19 protein-coding genes are annotated in these 21,949 nt (G+C 69.0%); 14 read left to right on the forward strand and 5 right to left on the reverse strand.

Annotated features, from left to right (window positions below; genetic code table 11):
- The first annotated feature begins 64 nt into the window (after positions 1–64).
- From KVS69_RS11575 to KVS69_RS11605, 7 genes are read left to right on the forward strand one after another with little or no spacing between them, the layout of a single operon-like run.
- Entirely contained in the window at positions 65–1,261 is a 1,197-nt protein-coding gene (locus KVS69_RS11575) for an MFS transporter (protein ID WP_217538150.1), read from the forward strand.
- Positions 1,258–2,445 (forward strand): isochorismate synthase, encoded by a 1,188-nt coding sequence (locus tag KVS69_RS11580; protein ID WP_217538151.1) that lies wholly within the window; start codon positions 1,258–1,260, stop codon positions 2,443–2,445. The genes KVS69_RS11575 and KVS69_RS11580 overlap by 4 nt, the downstream gene beginning before the upstream one ends.
- Positions 2,445–4,097, forward strand: coding sequence for an AMP-binding protein (locus tag KVS69_RS11585; protein WP_217538152.1), 1,653 nt, complete (start codon positions 2,445–2,447; stop codon positions 4,095–4,097). Before KVS69_RS11580 ends, KVS69_RS11585 begins: the two co-directional genes overlap by 1 nt.
- Positions 4,097–4,732, forward strand: a complete 636-nt coding sequence (locus KVS69_RS11590; RefSeq protein ID WP_217538153.1) for an isochorismatase family protein — start codon at positions 4,097–4,099, stop codon at positions 4,730–4,732. The genes KVS69_RS11585 and KVS69_RS11590 overlap by 1 nt, the downstream gene beginning before the upstream one ends.
- Positions 4,729–4,995 carry a phosphopantetheine-binding protein gene (locus tag KVS69_RS11595; RefSeq protein WP_217538154.1) on the forward strand — a complete coding sequence of 89 codons (267 nt, stop codon included), beginning with the start codon at positions 4,729–4,731 and terminating at the stop codon, positions 4,993–4,995. The genes KVS69_RS11590 and KVS69_RS11595 overlap by 4 nt, the downstream gene beginning before the upstream one ends.
- On the forward strand, positions 4,992–8,912 hold the full coding sequence (locus tag KVS69_RS11600; protein ID WP_217538155.1) for a non-ribosomal peptide synthetase: 3,921 nt from the start codon (positions 4,992–4,994) through the stop codon (positions 8,910–8,912). The genes KVS69_RS11595 and KVS69_RS11600 overlap by 4 nt, the downstream gene beginning before the upstream one ends.
- A complete protein-coding gene (locus tag KVS69_RS11605; protein ID WP_217538156.1) occupies positions 8,909–9,670 on the forward strand; it encodes a 2,3-dihydro-2,3-dihydroxybenzoate dehydrogenase in 762 nt (253 codons plus the stop codon). The genes KVS69_RS11600 and KVS69_RS11605 overlap by 4 nt, the downstream gene beginning before the upstream one ends.
- On the opposite strand, the gene KVS69_RS11610 is transcribed toward KVS69_RS11605, so the two are convergent.
- Genes KVS69_RS11610 through KVS69_RS11625 form a run of 4 tightly spaced genes read right to left on the reverse strand, consistent with a single transcriptional unit; the run spans position 9,667 to position 13,864 of the window.
- The gene (locus KVS69_RS11610) at positions 9,667–10,260 is read right to left on the reverse strand and encodes a DUF2894 domain-containing protein (protein ID WP_217538157.1); all 594 of its coding nucleotides are present in this window, start codon (positions 10,258–10,260) and stop codon (positions 9,667–9,669) included. The two genes, KVS69_RS11605 and KVS69_RS11610, sit on opposite strands and share 4 nt — an antisense overlap.
- Complete coding sequence (locus KVS69_RS11615) at positions 10,250–10,897, reverse strand: OmpA family protein (RefSeq protein WP_217538158.1); 648 nt, start codon at positions 10,895–10,897, stop codon at positions 10,250–10,252. The genes KVS69_RS11610 and KVS69_RS11615 overlap by 11 nt, the downstream gene beginning before the upstream one ends.
- The gene (locus tag KVS69_RS11620; RefSeq protein WP_217538159.1) at positions 10,894–13,176 is read right to left on the reverse strand and encodes a DUF802 domain-containing protein; all 2,283 of its coding nucleotides are present in this window, start codon (positions 13,174–13,176) and stop codon (positions 10,894–10,896) included. The genes KVS69_RS11615 and KVS69_RS11620 overlap by 4 nt, the downstream gene beginning before the upstream one ends.
- Before the next feature lie 10 nt (positions 13,177–13,186).
- Positions 13,187–13,864, reverse strand: coding sequence for a DUF3348 domain-containing protein (locus KVS69_RS11625; RefSeq protein ID WP_217538160.1), 678 nt, complete (start codon positions 13,862–13,864; stop codon positions 13,187–13,189).
- A 153-nt stretch (positions 13,865–14,017) separates the two neighbouring features.
- Between KVS69_RS11625 and KVS69_RS11630 the strand changes: the two genes are divergently transcribed.
- The 6 genes from KVS69_RS11630 (at position 14,018) to KVS69_RS11655 (ending at position 20,248) form a co-directional block, all read left to right on the forward strand.
- Positions 14,018–14,437 (forward strand): host attachment family protein, encoded by a 420-nt coding sequence (locus KVS69_RS11630; protein WP_068852341.1) that lies wholly within the window; start codon positions 14,018–14,020, stop codon positions 14,435–14,437.
- Between the two features lie 3 nt (positions 14,438–14,440).
- Positions 14,441–14,764, forward strand: a complete 324-nt coding sequence (locus tag KVS69_RS11635) for a thioredoxin family protein (protein ID WP_217538161.1) — start codon at positions 14,441–14,443, stop codon at positions 14,762–14,764.
- A gap of 71 nt (positions 14,765–14,835) precedes the next feature.
- The gene (locus KVS69_RS11640; RefSeq protein WP_217538162.1) at positions 14,836–15,177 is read left to right on the forward strand and encodes a type II toxin-antitoxin system prevent-host-death family antitoxin; all 342 of its coding nucleotides are present in this window, start codon (positions 14,836–14,838) and stop codon (positions 15,175–15,177) included.
- 3 nt (positions 15,178–15,180) lie between these two features.
- Positions 15,181–15,807, forward strand: a complete 627-nt coding sequence (locus KVS69_RS11645) for a hypothetical protein (RefSeq protein ID WP_217538163.1) — start codon at positions 15,181–15,183, stop codon at positions 15,805–15,807.
- A 476-nt stretch (positions 15,808–16,283) separates the two neighbouring features.
- On the forward strand, positions 16,284–17,780 hold the full coding sequence (gene proP / locus KVS69_RS11650; protein ID WP_184123412.1) for a glycine betaine/L-proline transporter ProP: 1,497 nt from the start codon (positions 16,284–16,286) through the stop codon (positions 17,778–17,780).
- 125 nt (positions 17,781–17,905) lie between these two features.
- Entirely contained in the window at positions 17,906–20,248 is a 2,343-nt protein-coding gene (locus KVS69_RS11655) for a GH92 family glycosyl hydrolase (protein WP_217538164.1), read from the forward strand.
- A 6-nt stretch (positions 20,249–20,254) separates the two neighbouring features.
- Here the strand turns inward: KVS69_RS11655 and KVS69_RS11660 are convergent, their stop codons facing one another.
- The gene (locus tag KVS69_RS11660; RefSeq protein ID WP_217538165.1) at positions 20,255–20,983 is read right to left on the reverse strand and encodes an SOS response-associated peptidase family protein; all 729 of its coding nucleotides are present in this window, start codon (positions 20,981–20,983) and stop codon (positions 20,255–20,257) included.
- Positions 20,984–21,077: 94 nt separating this feature from the next.
- Between KVS69_RS11660 and KVS69_RS11665 the strand changes: the two genes are divergently transcribed.
- A complete protein-coding gene (locus KVS69_RS11665; RefSeq protein ID WP_210132648.1) occupies positions 21,078–21,875 on the forward strand; it encodes a helix-turn-helix transcriptional regulator in 798 nt (265 codons plus the stop codon).
- Positions 21,876–21,949 lie beyond the last annotated feature (74 nt).

The raw sequence follows: 21,949 nt of genomic DNA on the forward strand, positions 1-21,949 counted from the left end.
CCGAATCAATCGAACGCCCGCCGTCGCGCGGTGCGTGTCCATTCCTGATCGGTCGTGGTGATGCATGCGTTCAATTCCCGTGGTATCCGGCTTGCCGGCTCTGGTCTTCGCCGCGTGGGTCGGCACCATGGCGATGATGGCGTTCGTGGCGGTGATCGGCCCGGTGGTGCGCCTGCTGGGGCTGTCCGAATGGCATGCGGGGTTGTCGGTCACCGCGGCCGGCGTGCTGTGGATGCTGTCGGCCCGACGGTGGGGCGCACTGAGCGACCGCATCGGGCGCCGCCGTGTACTGCTGATCGCACTGGCCGCGTATGCGGTGATCTATATCGTGATGGCCGTGTTCGTGGACACTGCGTTGCAGGCACCGCCGGCGGTGTGGCTGTCGGTGCTGGTGCTGGTGGGCACGCGCGCCCTGGTCGGCCTGTTCTATGCGGCCGTGCCGCCCACTGCCGCGGCGCTGGTGGCCGATGAAGCCGCTCCCGGGCAGCGTGCCGGCGCGATGGCCAAACTGGGCAGCGCCAATGCATTGGGCATGGTGATCGGGCCCGCCGCAGCGGGCTGGGTCGCGTTCCACGATCTTGCGCTCACGTTGTACGTAGCCGCCCTGCTGCCGGTGCTCGCGCTGCTGGTCATCGCGTGGCGGTTGCCGTCGGCGCCACCGCCGGCGGCGCCCGCCAGCGGCCCGCGTGCGGCACTGGCGTGGCATGACCGGCGCCTGCGCCTGCCGGTGATGGCGGTGTTCGCGGCGATGATCTCGGTGACCATTGCCCAGGTAACAGTGGGGTTCTTCGCCATCGACCGCCTGCAGCTGGCGCCGGCGGCCGGCGCGCGCATGGCCGGCCTGGCACTGACGGCGGTCGGGGCTGGGCTGATCGTGGCCCAGGTGCTGGTGATGACCTTCAAGACCATGCCGCCACGCCGTTGGATCGCGCTGGGTGCAGTGATCTCCGGTATCGGGTTTTCGTCGGTGGCGCTGGTGCAGGCGCCCTGGCAGCTGCTGGCCACCTATGCGCTGGCGGCGTTCGGCATGGGGTTTGTTTTTCCCTCGTTCCAGGCCTTGGCCGCCGATTCGGTGCAGGCGCACGAGCAGGGCGCGGCTGCCGGTGCGGTGGCTTCCGTGCAGGGACTGGGCATGGTGATCGGGCCAGTGGTGGGCACGCTGCTGTATCGCGCGGCCCCCAGTGCGCCGTACCTGCTGGTGGGTGTGGTGCTGTTGGGGTTGGCGGCTGCGGCTACGCTGGGTGGGAGGCGCGCGGCATGAACGACGCATTGCGCACGGACAGCGACACCACCGCGCAGGCGAGCGATCCCGGTGCCGGCGAAGCAGCGGAGCACTTCCTGCTGCGCCTGCCTGGGCGCACGCTGGATGCACGTGGCTGCCACGCCACGCTTCCGTCCGGCGGCACCGCGACGCTGGATGCCCGCGCGCGGGCCTTCTTCGCGCGCGAATCCCGCGCACCGGCGCTGCTGGTGGGCGTGCTGCCGTTTGATCCCGAGGGTGACGATGCGCTGTACCAGCCCGCGTCACTGGCGCAGGGTGCGTTGGAAGCAACCGCGCCGTCGCTTCCATTCAGCGGCGACATCCATGCCGAGCCGAGTGCTGCGCAGTACGCGGACGCGGTTCGGCATGCACTCGCAGGCCTGTGCGATGGCGAGCTGAAGAAAGTGGTGCTGGCCCGCACGCTGCGTGTGCACAGCCGCGCGGCGATCGACCCGCGTGCGTTGGTGGCGCGGCTGGGCCAGGACCCGGACGCGGTCACCTACCTGTGTCCGCTGCCGGTGGCCGCCGGCGATGCGCCAGCATGGCTGGTCGGTGCCAGCCCGGAGCTGCTGGTGTCGCGCCGTGGACCGCAGGTGTTTTCGCATCCGTTGGCCGGCTCAGCCCGGCGTCGCCCGGATCCGGATGAGGACGCCCAGGCGGCCCGCGCGCTGTTGGGCTCGGCGAAGGACCATGACGAACACCGCTATGTGGTCGACGCCATCGTGGCGGCGCTGCGTCCGTATTGCGAGTGGATCGACGCTGCAGCGCGGCCGACCCTGCACGCCACCACCACCCTGTGGCACCTGGGCACGCGCATCGAAGCACGCCTGCGCGATCCGTCCACCTCGGTGGCCACGCTGCTGGCTGCACTGCATCCCACGCCGGCGGTATGCGGCACGCCTGCCGCACTGGCGTTGGATACCATTCGCCGCCTTGAGCCGGTGCAGCGCGGCTTCTATGCAGGCGCGGTGGGTTGGATGGACGCGCACGGCGACGGTGACTGGTACGTGGCGATCCGCTGCGCACGCGTGCAGGGCCACCAGGCCCGCATCCATGCCGGCGCCGGCATCGTCGCCGGTTCGGAACCGGCCGCGGAGGTTGCCGAGACCGGGGTGAAGTTCGGGGCCCTGTTGGCCGCGCTGGGCGCGGACGCCGCCCCACGGATTGAAGGATGGACACTCTGATGAATGCAGTCGTTTCTCCGGCGCGTGTGCCACTGCGCCAGGTCTGGCCGCCGGCGCTGGTCGCGCGCTACCGCGCCGCCGGCTATTGGCGTGGCGAAACGTTCCCCGGCTTCCTGCGCGAGCGTGCCGGACAGTTCGCCGACGACGTGGCCGTGGTCGGCGGCGAGACCCGCCTGACTTACGCACAGCTGTGGCAGGAGGCAGGGCGCATCGGTGCTGGCCTGCTGGCCGCTGGCTTGGCGCCGGGTGACCGGGTGGTGGTGCAGTTGGGCAACACGGTCGAATTCGTCAGCGTGGTCTGCGGGCTGTTCCGCGCCGGGTTGATCCCGGTATATGCACTGCCGGCCCATCGCCTGACCGAGATAGCGCACGTGGTGCGCACGGCCGAAGCCAGCGCCTACATTGCTGCGTCGGCATACGAGGGTTTCGACTACCGCACGCTCGCGCGCGAACTGCAGGCGTCCATCGCCGGTGTGCGCCACGTCCTGATTGTCGGCGATGCAGCGGAATTCCTTTCCGTCGCCGGGCTGGCCGGACCCGCTGACGCGCTGCCGGCAGACCCCGACCCACAGTCGGTGGCGTTCCTGCAGCTCTCCGGTGGCAGCACCGGCCTGCCCAAGCTGATTCCGCGCACCCACGACGACTACCTGTATTCGTTCCGCGCCAGCAACGCGATCTGTGGCATCGGCCGCGACAGCGTGTACCTGGTGGCGCTGCCGGCCGCGCACAATTTCCCGATGAGTTCGCCGGGCTTTTTCGGCGCACTGTATGCCGGGGCACGGGTGGTGCTCAGCCCCGGCGCAGGCCCGGACACCGCGTTCCCGCTGATCGCGCGCGAGCGGGTGACCTGCGTGGGCCTGGTGCCGCCGTTGGCGCTGCTGTGGTCACAGGCCGCAGCCAGCACCCCGCATGACCTGTCCAGCCTGCAGGTGCTGCAGGTCGGCGGAGCCAAGCTGGTGCCGGAAGCCGCGCGCCGGGTCATCGACGGGCTGGGCTGCCAGCTGCAGCAGGTGTTCGGCATGGCCGAAGGCCTGGTCAACTACACCCGCCTGCACGATGCGCCGGAATGCGTGCTGAGCACCCAGGGCCGCCCGATCTCGCCCGACGACGAAGTGCTGGTGGTGGACGACCACGGCCACCCGGTCGCGCCGGGCGAGGTGGGCTACTTGCTGACGCGGGGCCCGTACACGATCCGCGGTTACCACAACGACCCCGGCGCGAACGCGCGGTCGTTCACCGAAGATGGCTTCTATCGCACCGGCGACAGGGTCCAGCAGCTGCCGGGCGGCTATCTGGTGGTGCAGGGTCGCGCCGCCGACCACATCAACCGTGCGGGTGAGAAGATTTCGGCCGAGGAGATCGAAGACCACCTGCTCGCGCACGCCAGCGTCTTCGACGCGGCGGTGGTGTCCATGCCCGATCCGTACCTGGGCGAGCGCAGCTGTGCCTTCGTCATCACGCGCGGCGAGCGCCCGACCGCGGCCAGCCTGAAGGCGTGGGTGCGCAGCCGCGGTCTTGCCGCCTTCAAGGTGCCGGACCAGGTGGTGTTCGTGGACGCCTTCGGCACCACGGCGGTGGGCAAGGTCAGCCGCCGCGAACTGCGTGCGCAGCTGCGCGCGCGCCATATCGAACAGACAGGAGAACCGCGCTGATGGCGCTGCCCACCATTCCCTCCTACGCGCTGCCCACGGCGGCCGAACTGCCGGCGCCGCGCGGGCCATGGCAGCCTGACCCGGCGCGCATCGCGCTGCTGGTGCATGACATGCAGCGCTACTTCCTGGCCGCGTTCGGCGCCGATGCCGCGCCGCTGGCCCCGGCAACCGCCAACATCGTCCGGCTGGTCGCGCAGTGCCGGGCGCAGGGCATACCGGTGTTCTATACCGCCCAGCGCGGCAACCAGGACCGGCGTGACCGCGGCCTGCAGGCGGACCTGTGGGGGCCGGGCATGCAGGCTATCAGCGAACACGAGGCGATCATCGCTGCGCTGGCACCCGCCGAAGGCGACCAGGTGCTGGTCAAGCACCGCTACAGCGCCTTCCAGCGCAGCAACCTGGAGACGATGATGCGCGCACGCGGCCGTGACCAGCTGCTGGTGACCGGGGTGTACGCCCACATCGGCTGCACCGCCACCGTGGCCGAAGCATTCCAGCGCGATATCGAAGCGTTCATCGCGGCCGACGCGGTGGCCGATTTCTCGCGTGCCGACCATGACCAGGCGCTGCACTGGATCGCTCGTACCTGCGGCGTGCCGATGACCACCGATCAACTGCTGGAGCGCCTGGCATGAATGACACCCTTACCGCACCCCTGACCCTGGAACGGATGCGTGCCGATGTGGCCGGCATGCTCGGCGAAGCACCCGACGCGGTCGGCGATGATGACCACCTGATGGACCTGGGCCTGGATTCGATGCGGGTGCTCGGGCTGGTGCTGGCCTGGAGCAACACCGGCATCGCCCTGGAGTTCGGCCACCTGGCCGAGCACACCACGCTGGCCGGCTGGTGGCAGGTGGTGCGGCAGCTGCAGGCCCGGGCCAGCGCCGGGGCATGAGCGCGCAGATGGCCAGCGCCGAGGGCGCAGGGCAGCAACGGTATCCGCTGAGCGAGGCACAGACCGGGCTGTGGTACGCGCAGCGCCTGTCGCCGGCGCCCGCAACATTCAATACCGCACACGTCGTGTGGTTTGAAGGCGCGCTGGATGTGGACCGTTTCCGTGCGGCCGCCGATGCAGCCGCCGCTGAAGCCGAGGCACTGTGCCTGCGCGCGGCCGAAGACGAAGCAGGCGTGCCGCAGCAGTGGCTGGACCCGAGCCACGTTCCGCGTTTGCAGGTGGTGGATCTGTCTGTCCAGACCGATCCGCTGCACGCCGCGCGCGAGGTGATGCAGGCCGACCGCCTGCAGCCGGTCGATCCCGGCCGCGACCGGTTGGCCCAACAGCGCCTGTTCGTGCTCGGGCCGCAGCGTTTCGCGTGGTACCTGCGGGTGCATCACCTGGCCACCGATGGCTATGGCATGGCGCTGTTCAGTGCCCGGGTGTGTGCGCTGTACGCCGCCGAGAGCACCGATGCCCTGCAGCCGCTGCGGCCGATGCTGGACGAAGACGCGCAGTACCGCACCGGTGAGCGCCGGGTGGCCGATTCCGCGTATTGGCAGGCATACATGGGAGGCGCGGCACCTGCAGAGTCCCTGGGCGGTGGCATGGCCACGGCCGCTGGCGACGCCCTGCGCCTGACCCAGGTCATCGGCGCGCCGCTGCGCGAGCGGCTGGTTGCCGCTGCGCAGGCCATGGGCCAGCCCTGGCCGGACCTGCTCACCGCGTTGACCGCCGAGTACTGCCGACGGATGACGGCAAGCGATGAAGTGACCCTTGGTGTGCCGCACATGGGACGCTTGGGCAGCATGTCGGCACGGGTGCCGGCGATGGTAATGAACGTACTGCCACTGCGCGTGTCCGCAACGGCAGATGAGAGCGTCGACGACAGGGTGCGCGATACCGCGCGGGCACTGGTGCGGGGCCGCCGGCATGGCCGCTACCGGGGCGAGCAGATCCGCCGCGACCTGGGCTGGAGCGGCCAGCAGCATCGGCTGCACGGCGCCTTGGTGAACGTGCAGCCGTTCTACCGGCCGCTGCCGTGGCCGGGGGTCACGGCGCAGCTGGAGGTGCTGTGCACCGGACCGGTGGACGACATCACCTTCGGTTTCCGCGGGGATGCACTGACGTCGCTGGCATTGGAGATCGAGGCCAATCCGCAGCAGTACACGCGGTCGGAGATCACCGCGCATGCCCGACGGCTGCTGCATTTCGTGTCGTCCGCGCTCGACGTGCAGGCACGCGGTGGCCTGCTGGCAGACGTTGCGCTGTGCATGCCTGACGAAGCGCAGCACTGGCTGCACACCGTCAATGCCACGCAGCATGCGGTTGCCGATGTGTCACTTGCAGCGCTGCTGAACCAGCGGCTGGTCGCCGCGCCGGACGCAACCGCACTGCGGTTTGAAGGCGAGTCACTGACTTACGCCACGCTGGAACAGCGCAGCCGTGCGTTGGCGCTGCAGATCCAGGTCATGGGCGTTACCCGCGAGTCGCGCGTGGTGGTGGCGTTGCCGCGTTCGTTGTCGCTGCTGATCGCGCTGGTGGCGGTGGTGCGCGCCGGCGGCGCGTACCTGCCGGTGGACCTGGATCATCCGGATGCGCGGCTACGGAAGATCCTGGCGTCGGCACAGCCGCAGTGCGTGTTGGCGGAGGCGGGCGACGCCCATCGTTTCGTGGGCGCGCCAGTCCTGTCGCCGTCGCAGTGGGCGACCTGCAGCGACGCCGCTCTCCCCGATACCGTGCAGCCGGGTGACGCGGCCTACGTGATCTACACCTCCGGCTCCACCGGCGAGCCGAAGGGCGTCGTGGTGGAACACCGCGCCATCGTCAACCGTCTCGAATGGATGCGCACCCACTACCGGATCGGGCCGGAGGCGCGCATCCTGCAGAAGACGCCGGCCACCTTCGATGTCTCGGTGTGGGAGTTCTTCCTGCCGCTGGTCAGCGGTGCCACGCTGGTGATCGCATCGCCCGGCCTGCACCGCGACCCGCAGGCGCTGACCCGCCTGATCGTGGCCGAGCGCATCACCACGCTGCATTTCGTGCCATCCATGCTGGATGCCTGGCTGGCCGTGCCGGATCTGCGCGGCCTGCCGCTGCAGCAGGTGTTCACCAGTGGCGAGGCGCTCGACGCCTGGTTGCGCGACCGCTTCCACGCGCGTGTCGACGCGGAGCTGCACAATCTCTACGGCCCCACCGAAGCAGCGGTGGATGTCAGTTACTGGCCGGCGTCCCGCGAGGACCGTTCGGACCCGGTGCCGATTGGCCATCCGGTCTGGAACACCCGGCTGTACGTGCTCGATGCACAGCTTCGGGCGCTGCCGGCGGGCGTGCCTGGCGACCTGTATCTCGGCGGGGTGCAGCTCGCGCGTGGTTACCTCGGGCGCGAGGACCTGACCGCCGAGCGCTTCCTCGACGACCCGCACGTGCCCGGAGGGCGCCTGTACCGCACCGGCGACCGGGCGCGCTGGCGTGATGACGGGGCGCTGGAGTACCTGGGCCGCAGCGACCACCAGGTCAAGCTGCGCGGCCTGCGCATCGAGCTGGGCGAGATTGAATCCGCGTTGCGCGGCCTGCCCGGCGTGGCCCGCGCCGAGGTGCTGCTGCGCGACCAGGACCCGGGCATGCCGGCACGCCTGGTAGCGTACGTGTCCGGTGACGCACTGGACGCAGGCAGCCTGCGCGGCGTTCTCGGCACCCAACTGCCGGAGTACATGGTGCCGGCGGCCATCGTGGTGGTGCAGGCGTGGCCGGTGACGGCGAACGGCAAGCTCGACCGCACCGCGTTGCCACTGCCGGACACCCACGCGGCCGGCCGCACCGCGCAGACGCCCACGGAACAGGCACTGGCCGCGCTGTTCCAGCAGGTGCTCGGGTTGGCGGCGCCGGCTGCAGCAGACGCGGACTTCTTTGCGCTGGGCGGCGATTCGCTGTCGGCCGTACACCTGCTGCTGGCGATCCAGCAGCGTTGGCAGCAGGACCCGGGATTGGGTGCGGTATTCGCCACGCCGACGGTGGCGGGCTTGGCTGCACGCCTGGCGTCGCCGCTGCAGGACACCGACCACGGCCTGGCGCCGGTGATCACCCTCACGCGCGGTGAGCCGGGCAGGGTGCCGCTGTTCGTGATCCATCCCGCAGGCGGCATCGCGTGGAACTACCGCGAGCTGGGCCGTGCGCTGCACCCGGCGCGCGACGTGCACGGCCTGCAATCGCCGGTGCTCGATCCCGCGCAGCCGCTGCCGGCGGGGATCGATGCGCTGGCGGCCGACTACGCCGCACGCATCCTCGCGCTGCAGCCGCAGGGCCCGGTGCACCTGCTGGGCTGGTCGGTGGGCGGCATCATCGCCCAGGCCATCGCGGTACAGCTGCAGGCGATGCAGCGTGAGGTGGGCGCGCTGGTCCTGCTGGATGCCTACCCCAGCGAATGCTGGCGCGCGGAACCCGAGCCGGATCCGGTGGCGGCGCTGCGTGCGCTGTTGGCCATTGCCGGCTACGACCCGGAGCGCCACCCCGAGCTGGACAGCCGCGAGCGCATCGTCGCGTTTCTGCGCCGTGGCGACAGTGCGCTGGGCAACCTGCCCGGGCACGTGCTGGACGGCGTGGTGCGCGCGGTGACCGGCACCAACCGGTTGATCCGCGAGCATCACCATCGCCACTTCGCCGGCACCCTGGTGCATGTGCGTGCCGGCAATGACCACGCGCAGCGGCCGCACCTGCAGTCTGCCCTGTGGCAGGCGCACGCCTCGCGGGTGGACGCATTGCCGCTGCCGTTCCTGCATGCCGAGCTGACCGGCCGTGATGCCGTGGCGCAGCTGGCGCCGTGGCTGTCGGCCAGGCTGCAGCACTGGGACGGCCTTGAACGACAGGACAGGACATGAAGCTGACAGGATTCGAGAACACGATTGCACTGGTCACCGGCGCCGGCGGCGGCATTGGCGCTGCGCTGGTCAAGCAGCTGCTGGACAGCGGCTGCAGGGTGGTCGCCACCGACCTGGCCGCACCGGCGCTGCCGCCCCACCCGCGACTGCATCCGCGGTCACTGGACGTGACCGATTCAACGGCGGTCGACGAACTGGTTGGAGCGGTTGAAGCCACCCTTGGCCCGATCGGCTTCGGCATCAGCGTTGCCGGCGTGCTGCAGGTCGGCGAGGTCACCGGCATTGATGACGCGCAATGGCACGATGTGTTCGCGGTCAATGCCGGCGGCGTCTTCCATCTATCCCGTGCGCTGGCCCGGGTGATGATCCCGCGCGGGCAGGGTGCCATCGTGACGGTGAGCTCGAATGCCGCCGGCGTGCCGCGCCATGGCATGGCCGCGTACGCGGCGTCGAAGGCGGCGGCGACCATGTTCACCCGCTGCCTGGGCCTGGAACTGGCGCCGCACGGCATCCGCTGCAACATCGTGGCGCCGGGGTCGACCCTGACCCCGATGCAGACCGGCATGTGGGCCGATGACCAGGGCGCGCAGCGGGTCATCGATGGCAGCCCGGCGACCTACAAGGCCGGCATTCCGTTACGCAAGCTGGCTACCCCGGATGACATCGCGCAGGCGGTGATGTTCCTGCTCTCCGACCAGGCCGGCCACATTGCCATGAGCGACCTGTACGTGGACGGCGGCGCGACCCTGCGCGGTTAGCGTGCGCTGCGGCTGCGGCGCGGCTTGGCCGGGGCGCGGCCGGGCACGCTGTCGCGGCTGGGCAGGGTGCCGCGCTGCTGCATCTGTTCCAGCCAGGCCAGGTTGTCGATGTAGGCAAGGAAGTGCTGCAGGTACGCGGGCGAGACCTCGCCCATCCAGCCGATGGCACGATGCACCAGCACGCTGGAGTTCAACGGACCGCCATCGCTTGGCGTCTGCGCCAGGGTCTGCCGAACCTGGCCGGCGGTGCGCAGCGCAGCCCAGGCACTGCGGAATTCGGCCAGGGCCGGCAGTGCAGGGTAGTCGGGGTTGTGCGTGGCGCGCGGTTGGCCCAGCGCGGCGAGCGTATCCGGCATTCCGGCCGTCTTCGGCAGCGCGGTTGCTGCGGGCGCGGCAGCCACGCGTTCGGCGTAGGCAGCCAGCAGCGTCTCCAGGCGGGCGTCCAGCACGCCGCGCAGCGAACCGCTGGCCTGCTGCGCGCGGCGCTGCAGCGCTTCCAGGAAGGCGAACTGCACCGGATCGTGGCGATCCAGCTGCTGCCCGCGCCAGTGCGCGAGCCGGTCGCTGACGGCGGTACGGTTACCGTCCATCGCCCGCCAGGGTCGGCTTCGGGCGTGGAATCGGCGCCATTTCGACACGGCGATTGCGTGCGCGGCCTTCTTCGTCGGCGTTGGAACCCACCGGCTGTTCGGGACCGAACGCGGCGGCGAACACCGAACCGGCCGGCACGCCTTCGGCGATCAGGGTGCGGGTCACGGTCAACGCGCGCTCGGCCGACAGTTCCCAGTTGTCGGCGAACTGGCGGTTGCTGTCGCGTACCGGACGGTCATCGGTGAACCCGCTGACCATCAGGATCTCTTCGCGCGATGAAAGATACCCGGCCAGCGGCGCAGCCAGGCTGCGCAGCAGCTCGCGGCCTTCCGGCTGCAGCTGGTCGGAATTGAGCGCGAACAGCACGCTGCCGCGGATGCCGATGCGGCCATCCACCAGCGTTACCCGCCCGGCGGCGAGCGGGCCGGCGAGGGCCTGTTCCAGGGTCTGGCGCCGCTTGGCTTCGGCCTGGCGCTGCGCCACTTCCTCATCGAGGCGATGCGACAGCTCCAGCTGCAGCGCCACCACGCCGACCAGGATCAGCACGAACGCGCCCAGCAGCACCGACATCAGGTCGCCGAAGGCGGCCCAGATCGGCGCGCCGGTTTCGCCTTCCAGCTCGATCTCGTCACTCATGCGGTGGCGGCCCCGGCGCTGCGGCGGCGGCCGGCCAGCTGCTGCAGTTCCTCGATGATCTGCTGCTGGGAGAGCACGCTCAGGTCAATCACTTCACGCGCCTGGGTCACGTAGTAGGCCAGCTGCTCATCGCTGCGGGTCATCGAGGCATCCAGCGCGCCGGCCACCTGCTGCAGCTGCTCACCCAGCCCGGTGCTGGCCGTGCCGAAGCTCTGCATCGCAGTGCCGAACGCCTCGGCCAGGCTGGCCACTTCCACCGCGCTGCCGCTCAACTGCGCGGCCACGCCATCCAGCTTGCCGGTCTCGGCAGCGATATGGTCGGTGAACTGCGTGCCCACGCGCTCCAGCAGATCGGCCGAGGTGCTGACCAGCGCGTCCACGGCGGTGCGCTGTTCGGTGGACGCGTGGTTGACTGCATCCAGCAGCGTTTCCAGCGTGGCCAGCAGGCGGGTGCGTTCGTCGAGCATGGCGGTGTCGCGGACCATGCTGTCGGACAGCTTCTGGCGCAGTTCGGCGACCACTTCGGCGGCCGCCTTCGGGGCTTCCGAGGCGAGCGTGACCAGCCGCGAGATCTCGCTGATGGTCTCGGCCGCATGCGCCTGCGCCTGCGTGCCGATCTCGTGTGCGGTACGCGACAGGGTTTCGCAGACCGCCTGCTGGCTGGCCGCAACCTGCGCACCGTTGTCGGCCCATTGCTGGCCGAGCTGTTCCGACAGCTGGGTGAACGCATCGCTCCAGGTGGCCAGGCGCTGCGCGTCGCGCGCTTCCAGACGATCCTGCAAGCCGCTGTGCGAGGCCTGCAGGCCATCCACCAGCGAACGCGCATGGCCATCGAAGCTGGCCGTGGCCGCGACCAGTGCCTGCTGGTTGCGTTCGGCCAGTTCGGCGTTCACCGACTGCTGGCCCTGCAGCGCATCGCGCCACGCCTGCGCGTGGGTGCTGGCGCTGCTGTCCATGCGCTCGGCGAGGGTGTCGACCCAAGCAGCCAGACGCGTCCCCACCGAATCGAGCAGGCGGGCGCCGTGCTCGCCCTGCAGCTGGCTGAAATCCTCAAGCGTGCTGCGCAGATCGCGGGTGAGGGCGGCATGGCGCTGCGCCTGTTCGGTCTGTGCCCCGGTCCATGCATCCACGCTGGCGTCGAGACGGGCGGCCAAGGTTTCCAGAAGCTGCACGGCACGCTGGTCGTGCTGTTCGCTGAGCGTGGCCAGGGTAGAACGCAGTTCTGCCGACAGGGTGTCGTGCGCCTGCTTCTGACTGCTGAGCGCAGCGTTCCAGGTCTCGCTGGTGGCGGCGCAGCTGGCTTCGAAGCCACTGGCCAGGCCGTCCAGCTGCGCGCGCACGGCATCGCCCACCGTGGCCTGCAGGGCAGTGGTCTGCTGGCTGATGCCGGCCATGGTCTCGGCCATGATCGGCTGCAGCGCCTCGCCGACCGCGCGCGCACTCTGCGCGACGCTGGCCTGCAATGCCTCCTGCACCGAACCGGCGAGGCGTTCATGGGCGGCCTCGGCGCGGGCATGGAAGGCGTCCTGGTTGGCCGACAGGCGTTCACCCGCCGCGCCGCTCTGCGCTTCGATCGCGGCACTCATCGCTTCCAGGCGGTCCACCAGCGCCGGCATCAGGCCTGCCTGCGCCTGCAGCAGGCGGAAGGCTTCGGCGCGCTGCCAGGCCTGCGAATGCGCGTGCAGGGTGGTGGCGATGCGGGTATCCAGCTGCTGCACGCCCAGCAGGCGTTCGCGCCGGCACAGCGCCGACAGCAGGCCGAGCATGGCCGAGGTGGCCACGCCGGCAATCGAGGTGCCGAACGCCACGGCCAGGCCTTCCACCGGCGCGCCCAGCGAGCCGCGGATGGACTGCAGGTCGGTGGCGCTGCCCAGTGCCAGCCCGGTGCCGCGCAGGGTGGCCATCATGCCCAGCAGGGTGCCGAGCATGCCGAGCAGCACCAGCAGGCCGACCAGATACGGGGTCAGCACCGGCGCCGGCAGCGCCACGCGCTCGCCCTCCACGCGCAGGCGCACCGCGTTGCGCAGGCCTGCCGGTACCTTCTCCAGCCACTCGCCCAGGTTGGCCGGCGCCGTCGCCGCCTCAGCCACCGCGACGCTCAGCCCTGCGGTAGCCGCCCGGTAGCGGTGCAGTTCAACTGCACCGGCCACATAGCAGGCGGCAATCACCAGCGCCACGGCAAGGCCGACCGGGTTGCTGCCCACGTAACCGGCACCGATCCAGCACACCGCCAGCAGGCCGGCAAGGAAAACAACGAGGTAGAGAGGAGTTCTGAACATGACAGCCCGGTTAGTGGGGGCGAAGCGCTGCAAGCAGGCCTTCGATGGGGTGAAAACGGACATCCAGCTCGGCCAGCAGCACGGCCTGCATGTCGTTCCTGAACAAGTGCAGCCAGCCGCTGGCGGGATCGACCTCAGCGGTGCCGGCGTCGTCGCGCAGACGCTCGAAATGGGCGCCGAGCAGGGCCGGCACGCTGGCCAGCAGCTGCTGCTCGCGCGGGCTCAGCGCCTGCTCCATGGCGGCGTCCACCTCGGCCAACCGGGGCAGCTCGCCGGGCCCGGCACTGAGCCGGTCCCGCAGCAGGCCGCGCAGGCGCCCGGTTGCGGTCAGCATGGCGCGCTGCACGGTGAGACAGCGCTGGCGGTAGGCGGTGGCGTCGGTCGCGGCCGGTTTGCCTGCCGCCGGCGGGGCGGTGATGCTTTCAACCAGGGTGGCGCGTACCCGCGCGCATTCCTCGTCAAGCGCCTCGACGGAGCCCGGTGCGGCGTCGGCCACGGCTGGCAGCCGCCCGTCGAGCGCGCGCGACAGGGCCACGGCCCGGGTCCAGTCGATCCACTGGCTGAGCCGGTCGGACAGGTCGGGCCCGGTACGCGGGGCATTGCGGTCGGCCAGCGCCGCCAGCAACCGGATGAAGGGCGGGCCGGGGACAGGCGTGCGGTGCTGCTTCTTCGCCATGGTTCCGGTCAAAAACCGCGAATTTTACACTGTAATGACCGACCGACTCCCTGAATGCCCTTGCATACATGGTGAACACGCGCCTATGCACCGCGCTTACATCCGTTTCCCTACGGTGGGGGCGGGCCAACACATCGCCCGTTTTTCCATCCAAGGAGTTCAACCATGTCCACCCTGCAGATCCCCAAAGGTACCCTCGTCATCGTCGCTGATGGCGGCTCGGCCCGCGTGTTCACCAATGTGGGCGACGGCCGCACGCTGCAGCTGAAGCAGGAGGAGGAACTGGAGGTCAAGGACATCAGCGCCGAAGGCGTCTCCGGCCAGGGGCCATCCGGCGCAGTGCCCAAGGACATGAGCATTTCCCAGCTCAATGAAGCCACCTTCGCCAAACAGCTGGCGCAGCAGTTGAACGATCACGCGCTCAAGCACCGCTATGAGCACCTGATCCTGATCGCCGACCCGACCACGCTGGGCCACATCCGGCCGCAGCTGCACAAGGAAGTACAGAGCCGGATGCTGAAGGAGATCGCCAAGGACTACACCAATTCCACCCTGGACGACATCCAGCGCGCCCTGGCGGCCTGAGCCATGGCCTACGCACGCAGGTTCACCGATCTGCTGGAGCCTGCCCGCGCCGAGGTGGAGGCTGGCACAGGCTGGCAGCTGCTGGAATTCGGCACGGACTGGTGCGGGCATTGCGCGGCGGCGCAGCCGGTGGTCAGGGACTTTGTTGAAAAACACGGCCTCGACCACCGCAAGGTCGAAGACGGCAAGGGGCGCCCCCTGGGACGCGCCTTCACGGTCAAGCTCTGGCCCACGCTGGTCCTGTTGCGTGACGGGCAGGAGGTGGCGCGAGTCGTCCGCCCGACCGCCGAGGAGGACTTGGATGTGCTCGAACGCGCCCTCGGGTAGATGAGTATCCCTTTATTCCCAATTTACCCAAAAGGGGTATAGTGGCCACATCCCTCCCCTGGATGTCCGTCATGAGCCTGCCCCTGGATGTTCCCGGCCTTGAAAAGGCCACTGCGTCATCGGTGAAGACCCGGGGCTGGCCGAGCCTGATGCGCACCGTGCGCGAAAAGCAGGCCTTGGTGATCACCAACCACAACCACCCCGAAGCGGTGATCGTGGACATCAAGGCCTACCAGGAGCTGCTGGCCCGCGCGGCCGGCAACCCGGATGACGCGCGCCAGGGGGAGCTGGATCGCCTCCGTGCGGAGTTCGATACCACCCTGGCCAGCCTCACTACCGACGGTGGGCTGGGCAAGGTGATGGGCCAGCCGATCCGTCGCGGGCGCAGGACCGCCCTTGGCCCGTCGCTCTGATCGGTGGCGCGGATCCTGGTACTGGCCGGCGTCAATGGCGCCGGTAAAAGTTCGCTGCTGGGCACATGGCTGCGCGACGCGGGGCTGACCTGGTTCAACCCGGACAGCTTCACCCGGCGGCTGGTGGAGCAGGGCTGGCCGCTGGACGAGGCCAACGCCGCAGCATGGAGCGAGGGCGCCCGACGGCTGCGCCAGGCGATGGCCGATGGCACCGACTTTGCGTTTGAAACCACGCTGGGCGGCAACACCATTCCGCGCCTGCTGCGCGATGCCTGCCAGACCCACGACGTGGCGATCTGGTTCTGCGGCCTGCACAGCGTGGCGTTGCACATCGAACGCGTGGCGGATCGGGTCAGCCAGGGCGGACACGATATTCCGCACGACAAGATCCGCGCGCGTTTCGATTCCGCGCGCGAAAACCTGATCGAACTGCTGCCGCATCTTGCCGAGCTGCATGTGTACGACAACAGCGCGCCGGCCGATGCAAAGGGCAGGGCGGCACCGCTGCCGCTGCTGCAGCTGGATCGCGAGGGATTGCATTTTCCCGTCACGGTGATCGATCTGCTGCAGACGCCCGATTGGGCCAAGCCCATCGTGATGCGCGCGATGGAACTGCAAAGCGGGGCCTGATGCAGAGCGGTAGGGTCGCATCCCAATCGACAGCCGTGGAATTGCCAACATTCGATTACGGCATGACCGTCGGCGACATCACGCTTCTGCCTCGGCACAGTCCATGCGTTACCGAACGCGGAAGCGCTGAGGGCAGTCGTTCGGGAACCGACTCTACCAATGGACGTCAACGATTGCCCCAACTTTACCGATGGCTGCAAAACGCCTTGAAACAAGGCGTTTGGACAGCATGTGAAGAACCGATAAAGGCCACATGCACACACTGTGGTAACATGTGCGCTTGATCATTGCCTCGGGCCATTGCCCGTCTCTCGGTCATCCTTCCTGCAGCGCCGTGGTGTACCACGCGGCCGTCCGGGAACGCCTGTTGTTACCCCTCTTCGCGCCTCGTGCCGCGTTCTTCCAGAGGCGGTGTTCACCTGTGCCTTGCGCGGGACCTCGGGTGCGTTGATGACCCTGCTTCCAGGAGAAAGCAGATGCAGGAACTGCATGCCGCACATGCCCATTTCGGGTGGTTCAAGCGCCGCCGCCAGATGAAGGTCGACGAAGTCACCGTGGTCGATCGCCCCATGCTCAAGAAAGCCGTGGGTGCCGCCGCGCTCGGCAATGCGATGGAATGGTTCGATTTCGGTGTGTATGGCTATCTTGCGGTCACGCTCGGCCAGGTGTTCTTCCCCGCCAGCAGCCCGACCGCGCAGCTGATCGCCACCTTCGCCACCTTCACCGTGGCGTTCCTGGTCCGCCCGCTGGGTGGGCTGGTGTTCGGCCCGCTGGGTGACCGATACGGCCGCCAGAAAGTGCTGGCGTTCACCATGATCCTGATGGCGCTGGGCACCTTCAGCATCGGCCTGATTCCGTCCTACGACAGCATCGGCATGTGGGCCCCGGCCCTGCTGCTGCTTGCGCGACTGGTGCAGGGGTTCTCCACCGGCGGCGAATACGGCGGCGCGGCCACGTTCATCGCCGAATATTCCACCGACCGCAACCGCGGCCTGATGGGCAGCTGGCTCGAGTTCGGCACGCTGGGTGGCTACATCGCCGGTGCAGCCACGGTGACCGTGCTGCACATGGCCTTGAGCAGCACGCAGATGCTGGACTGGGGCTGGCGCCTGCCGTTCCTGATCGCCGGCCCGCTGGGCCTGCTCGGCCTGTACATGCGCATGAAGCTGGAAGAGACCCCGGCGTTCCGCGCCTATGCCGAAGAGGCCGACAAACGCGACCTCGAACGCCCCGGGCTGGGCGCGCTGCTGCGCGTGCATTGGCCGCAGCTGCTCAAGTGCGTGGGCCTGGTGCTGGTGTTCAACGTCACCGACTACATGCTGCTCACCTACATGCCCAGCTACCTGAGCGTGACCATGGGCTATGCAGAGAGCAAGGGCCTGCTGCTGATCATCATCGTGATGCTGGTGATGATGCCGCTCAACGTGGTGGGCGGGTTGTTCAGTGACCGCCTGGGCCGTCGGCCGATGATCATCGGCGCGTGCATCGCGCTGTTCGCGCTGGCCATTCCGTGCCTGCTGCTGGTGGGCAGCGGCCACGACGGGCTGATCTTCCTCGGCCTGATGCTGCTCGGGTTGGCGCTGGTGTGTTTCACCAGTTCCATGCCGTCCACGCTGCCGGCGCTGTTCTACACCCCGGTGCGCTACAGCGCGCTGTCGATCGCGTTCAACGTCTCGGTGTCGCTGTTCGGTGGCACCACGCCGCTGATCACCGCCTGGCTGGTGGAGCGCACCGGCGACCCGCTGGTGCCGGCGTACTACCTGATGGGCGCGGCGGTGATCGGCCTGGTCACCATGCTGTTCGTCAACGAAACCGCCAACCTGCCGCTGCGCGGTTCGCCGCCGGCGGTAGCCAGCGAAGCCGAAGCCCACGCCCTGCTGCGCAGCGACGAGCCGGTCACCGTAGACGCCACGCAACCCACCCTCCCGGAAGCGACCCGTAGCGACACGCCACGCGTGTCTGGCGCAATCTAAAACCACCGACGCCGCCCGAACCCTGGCCCAGCCAACCCACCCCAAGCGACACCCCCGCGCCGCAACATGCGGCGCGGGGACAACCAATGCTAGGATCGGTTCACCTTGAATCGATCTAAATCCATATGAGCAGAGCGGGGAAGTCGGGGTTGGTGGCACTGGCCATGGGCGCCATGCTGGTGGCAGGCACCGCAGCAGCGGCGCCGCAGAGCGCAGGCGAACGCGCCTACGCCCTCGTGGATCCATTCATTGGTACCGGTGGCGAAGGGCATACCTATCCCGGCGCGACGGTGCCCTTCGGCATGGTCCAGCTCAGCCCGGACACCCGCATCCAGCCGCGCGAGAAGGCCTACGACTGGGCCGCCGGCTACCGCCACGACGACAGCAGCATCGTCGGCTTCTCGCACACCCATTTCTCCGGCAGCGGCCATTCCGACCTGGGCGATGTGCTGGTGATGCCGTTCACCGGCGACCCCGGCCTGGAGCGTGGCGATCCGGAAAAGCCGCGCAGCGGCTACGCCTCGCGCTTCGACCACAAGGATGAAAAAGCCGAGCCCGGCTACTACGCCGTGACGCTGCAGGACTACAAGGTCCGCGCCGAGCTCACCGCCAGTGCCCGCACCGGCGTGCATCGCTACACCTACCCGAAGGGCGAGGAGGCCAAGCTGCTGCTCGACCTGCGCACCAGCCTGTACGACTACCCCGGCAAGATCCTGTGGTCGCGCCTGCGCCTGCGCGAGGACGGCACCGTTACCGGCTTCCGCGAAACCCGCGGCTGGGCACCGGGCCGGCAGCTGTATTTCGCCATGCGGTTCTCGCGCCCGCTCACCGGGCACGCGCTGCACAACACTGAAACCGACATCGCCTACAAGGGCTTCCCGCCGCCGGGCCAGAACCACCCGGAGCAGCGCCCGCAGATCGAAGGCCGCCAGCTGGTCGGTACCTTCGACTTCGGCAAGCTCGATGCCCCGCTGGTGGTCAGCGTGGCGATCTCCTCGGTGAGCGAAGCGGGCGCCATCGCCAACCTCGACGCCGAAGCGAAAGACCAGAACTTCGACCGCATCCGCGCCGACGCCCGCACGCAATGGCAGCAGGCGCTGTCGGTGCTGGACATCGAGGCCCCCGCGCATGACAAACGCAGCGCCTACACCGCGCTGTACCACAGCCTGCTCGGCCCGACCCTGTTCATGGACGTGGATGGCCAGTACCGCGGCTCGGACAACGCCGTGCACCGCGCCGAGGGCTATACCAATTATTCGACCTTCTCGCTGTGGGATACCTACCGCGCCCTGCACCCGCTGCTGACCCTGGTGCAGCCGGAGCAGCGCACCAGCGACATGGTCAATTCGCTGCTCGCGCACCAGCACAACAGCGCCTACGGCATGCTGCCGGTGTGGGCGTTCCATGGCCAGGAAACCTGGTGCATGATCGGCTACCACGCAGTGCCGGTGATCGCCGATGCCTACGTCAAGGGGATCCGCGGCTTCGACGCCGACAAGGCCCTGCAGGCGATGGTGGCCACCGCCAACTACGGCCCGTACGATGGCATCGCGCAGTACCGCGAGCTGGGCTGGGTGCCGATCGACGAGGAGGGCGAGGCGGCCAGCAAGACGCTGGAGTATGCCTTCGACGACTGGACCATCGCGCGCATGGCCACGGCCATGGGCAAGACGGATGTGGCGGCCGAGTTCGACAAGCGCGCCGGCAACTGGCGCCATGCCTTCGACGCCGAAACCGGCTTCATGCGCGCACGCAAGCGTGACGGCAGCTTCCGCACCCCGTTCGATCCCAGCGCCAGCGGTTACGGCACCGACTACACCGAAGGCAACGCCTGGCAGTATTCCTGGTACGTGCCGCAGGACGTGGCCGGCCTGGCCGAGGTCCACGGCGGCGCAGACAAGCTGCTGGCGCGGCTGGATGCGGTATTCGATGCCAAGGTGGATCCGTCCATCTTCGAGCACATGGAAGACATCACCGGCCTGATCGGCTGGTACGCGCACGGCAACGAACCCAGCCACCACGTCGCCTACCTGTACTCATATGCGGGCCAGCCGTGGCGCGCGCAGGCGCGCTTGAAGCAGATCATGGACACCCAGTACGCCGACCGCCCCGATGGCCTGGCCGGCAATGACGACCTGGGCCAGATGTCGGCCTGGTATGTGTTCACCGCGCTGGGCTTCTACCCGGTGGCACCGGGCAGCGCCGAGTACATCATCGGCCGCCCGTTCCTGCCCAAGGCGGTGCTGAACCTGCCCAACGGCAAGACCTTCCGCATCACCACCGACGGCATGGGCAAGGGCCACGAGTACGTGGGTTCGGTGACGCTCAACGGCAAGCCGTTGAACCGCACGTTCCTGCGCCATGCGGAAATCCTGGCCGGCGGCGAACTGCACTTCACCCTGCAGGCAACGCCGAACAAGGCATGGCCGGGGCAGGGCGCGGAACAGCCGTACTCGATGTCGCGCTGACGCCGCTCAGCTGTCCTCGTCCCAGCCATCGCCGTCCCCGTCCACCGGGGGCGGCGATGTCGTTTCCACGTCCGGGTCGACCGGTTCCAGCAGCGTGTAGTCGTCGCGCTTGAGGTCGCGGAAGGCGCGTCCGACCGGATACGCCTCCAGTGCCGGCGAGCGTACCCGCAGCGAGGCAGGGGTGTTGGCGGCACCGGAAAGCCATGCCAGTGCCAGCTCGGCGGACAGGAACACCGGCCCATCCGGCGTCAGCGGTTCCGGAATGGCGCGGTTGGGTGCGGTGAGCACGCTGAAGGAATCCATCGCGTGGCCGTCGCCGTCCTCCCAGTGCTCCCAGATGCCGGCGGCCAACAGGGCCAGGCCATCGCGCCGCTGCACGAACTGCGGCCACGGCGGCCGGCGCTGGCGGTCCAGCTTGTAGTACCCGGTCATCGGAATCACGCACGGGCGTTCGGCCCAGGCCTTGGCGAAGATGCGGCTGCCCGGCGCCCGATCCAGCCGGGCGGTGACGGTGGTGTAGGGCGTATCCGGCGTCTTCGACCAGCGCGGCACCAGGCCCCAGACCATGTCGGTTACGATCAGCTCGCCATCGGCATTGCGGGCCAGCACCGATGCCGTGGACCCCTTGCCGATGTTGTAGCGGTCCGGCGCTGCGGCCACGGCAGTGGCGAGCTCGCGCGGCAGTCCGTCGGGGACCGATTCCGGCTCGGCAATGGCTTGGGCGAAACGACGCATGGGTGCAGGGTAGGGCGCGTGCCGTGATCGTGTGGTTGAGTGGCGGCGCGGGCGGGGCTAGAGTCGCGGGGTGGTTGTTTCGCGGTATCTGCCCATGCCTCATCGGAAAAAAGACATCCCGCCGGTCGACGCTGCAGGCCAGCGTCTGCCGCTGGGCCCCGAGTCCGCCGTGCTGTGCCGGGCGCGCGACTACGCCGCCGGCACGGTGATTCCGCTGCACCACCATCCGGACCGCCACCAGCTGGTCTACGCCGCCTCCGGCGTGCTGGTGGTGCAGGCCGGCGCCGGCCGCTGGGTGGTGCCCAGCACGCGCGCGATCTGGATGCCGGCCGGGATCGGCCACAAGGTGAGCTGCATCGGCGCGGTGCGCATGCGCAGCCTGTACATCCTGCCGCAGGCCATCGCCGATGCGCCGCCCAGCGCAGCGACCGTGTCGATCACACCCTTGTTGGCCGAACTGATCGGTGCGGCCGCCATCGTGGAGCAGCCCTACGTTCCGGACTCACGCGACGGCCATCTCATGCAGCTGATCCTGGATGAACTGCAGGCGCTCCCGGTGCTGCCACTGCATGTTCCGGAACCAGTCGACCCGCGCCTGCAGCAGATCGCGCAGCATTGGGATGCCGCGCCCGACGACGCTTCCACGCTGCAGGACTGGGCCGTTCGCCTCGGCGTGGACGCCAAGACGATCCAGCGCCTGTGCGCGCGCGAACTGCACATGACGTTCGGTCAATGGCGCCAGCAGATCCGGCTCGTCCGCGCCCTCGAACGCCTCGCCCATGGCGAAAAGGTCATCGACGTAGCGCTGTCGCAAGGCTACGCCAGCCCCAGCGCGTTCACCGCCATGTTCAAGAAGCGCTTCGGCCAGCTGCCCAGCCAGTTCTTCCAATAACACGAAACGTCTGACGCGAAACGGTACTGCCCACGGTGGTCCCGACGGTCCTGCCGACGCCACTGCCGACGGTA

The sequence above is a fragment of the Stenotrophomonas sp. GbtcB23 genome (assembly GCF_019091045.1).
In the GTDB taxonomy this organism is placed as follows: domain Bacteria; phylum Pseudomonadota; class Gammaproteobacteria; order Xanthomonadales; family Xanthomonadaceae; genus Stenotrophomonas; species Stenotrophomonas rhizophila_A.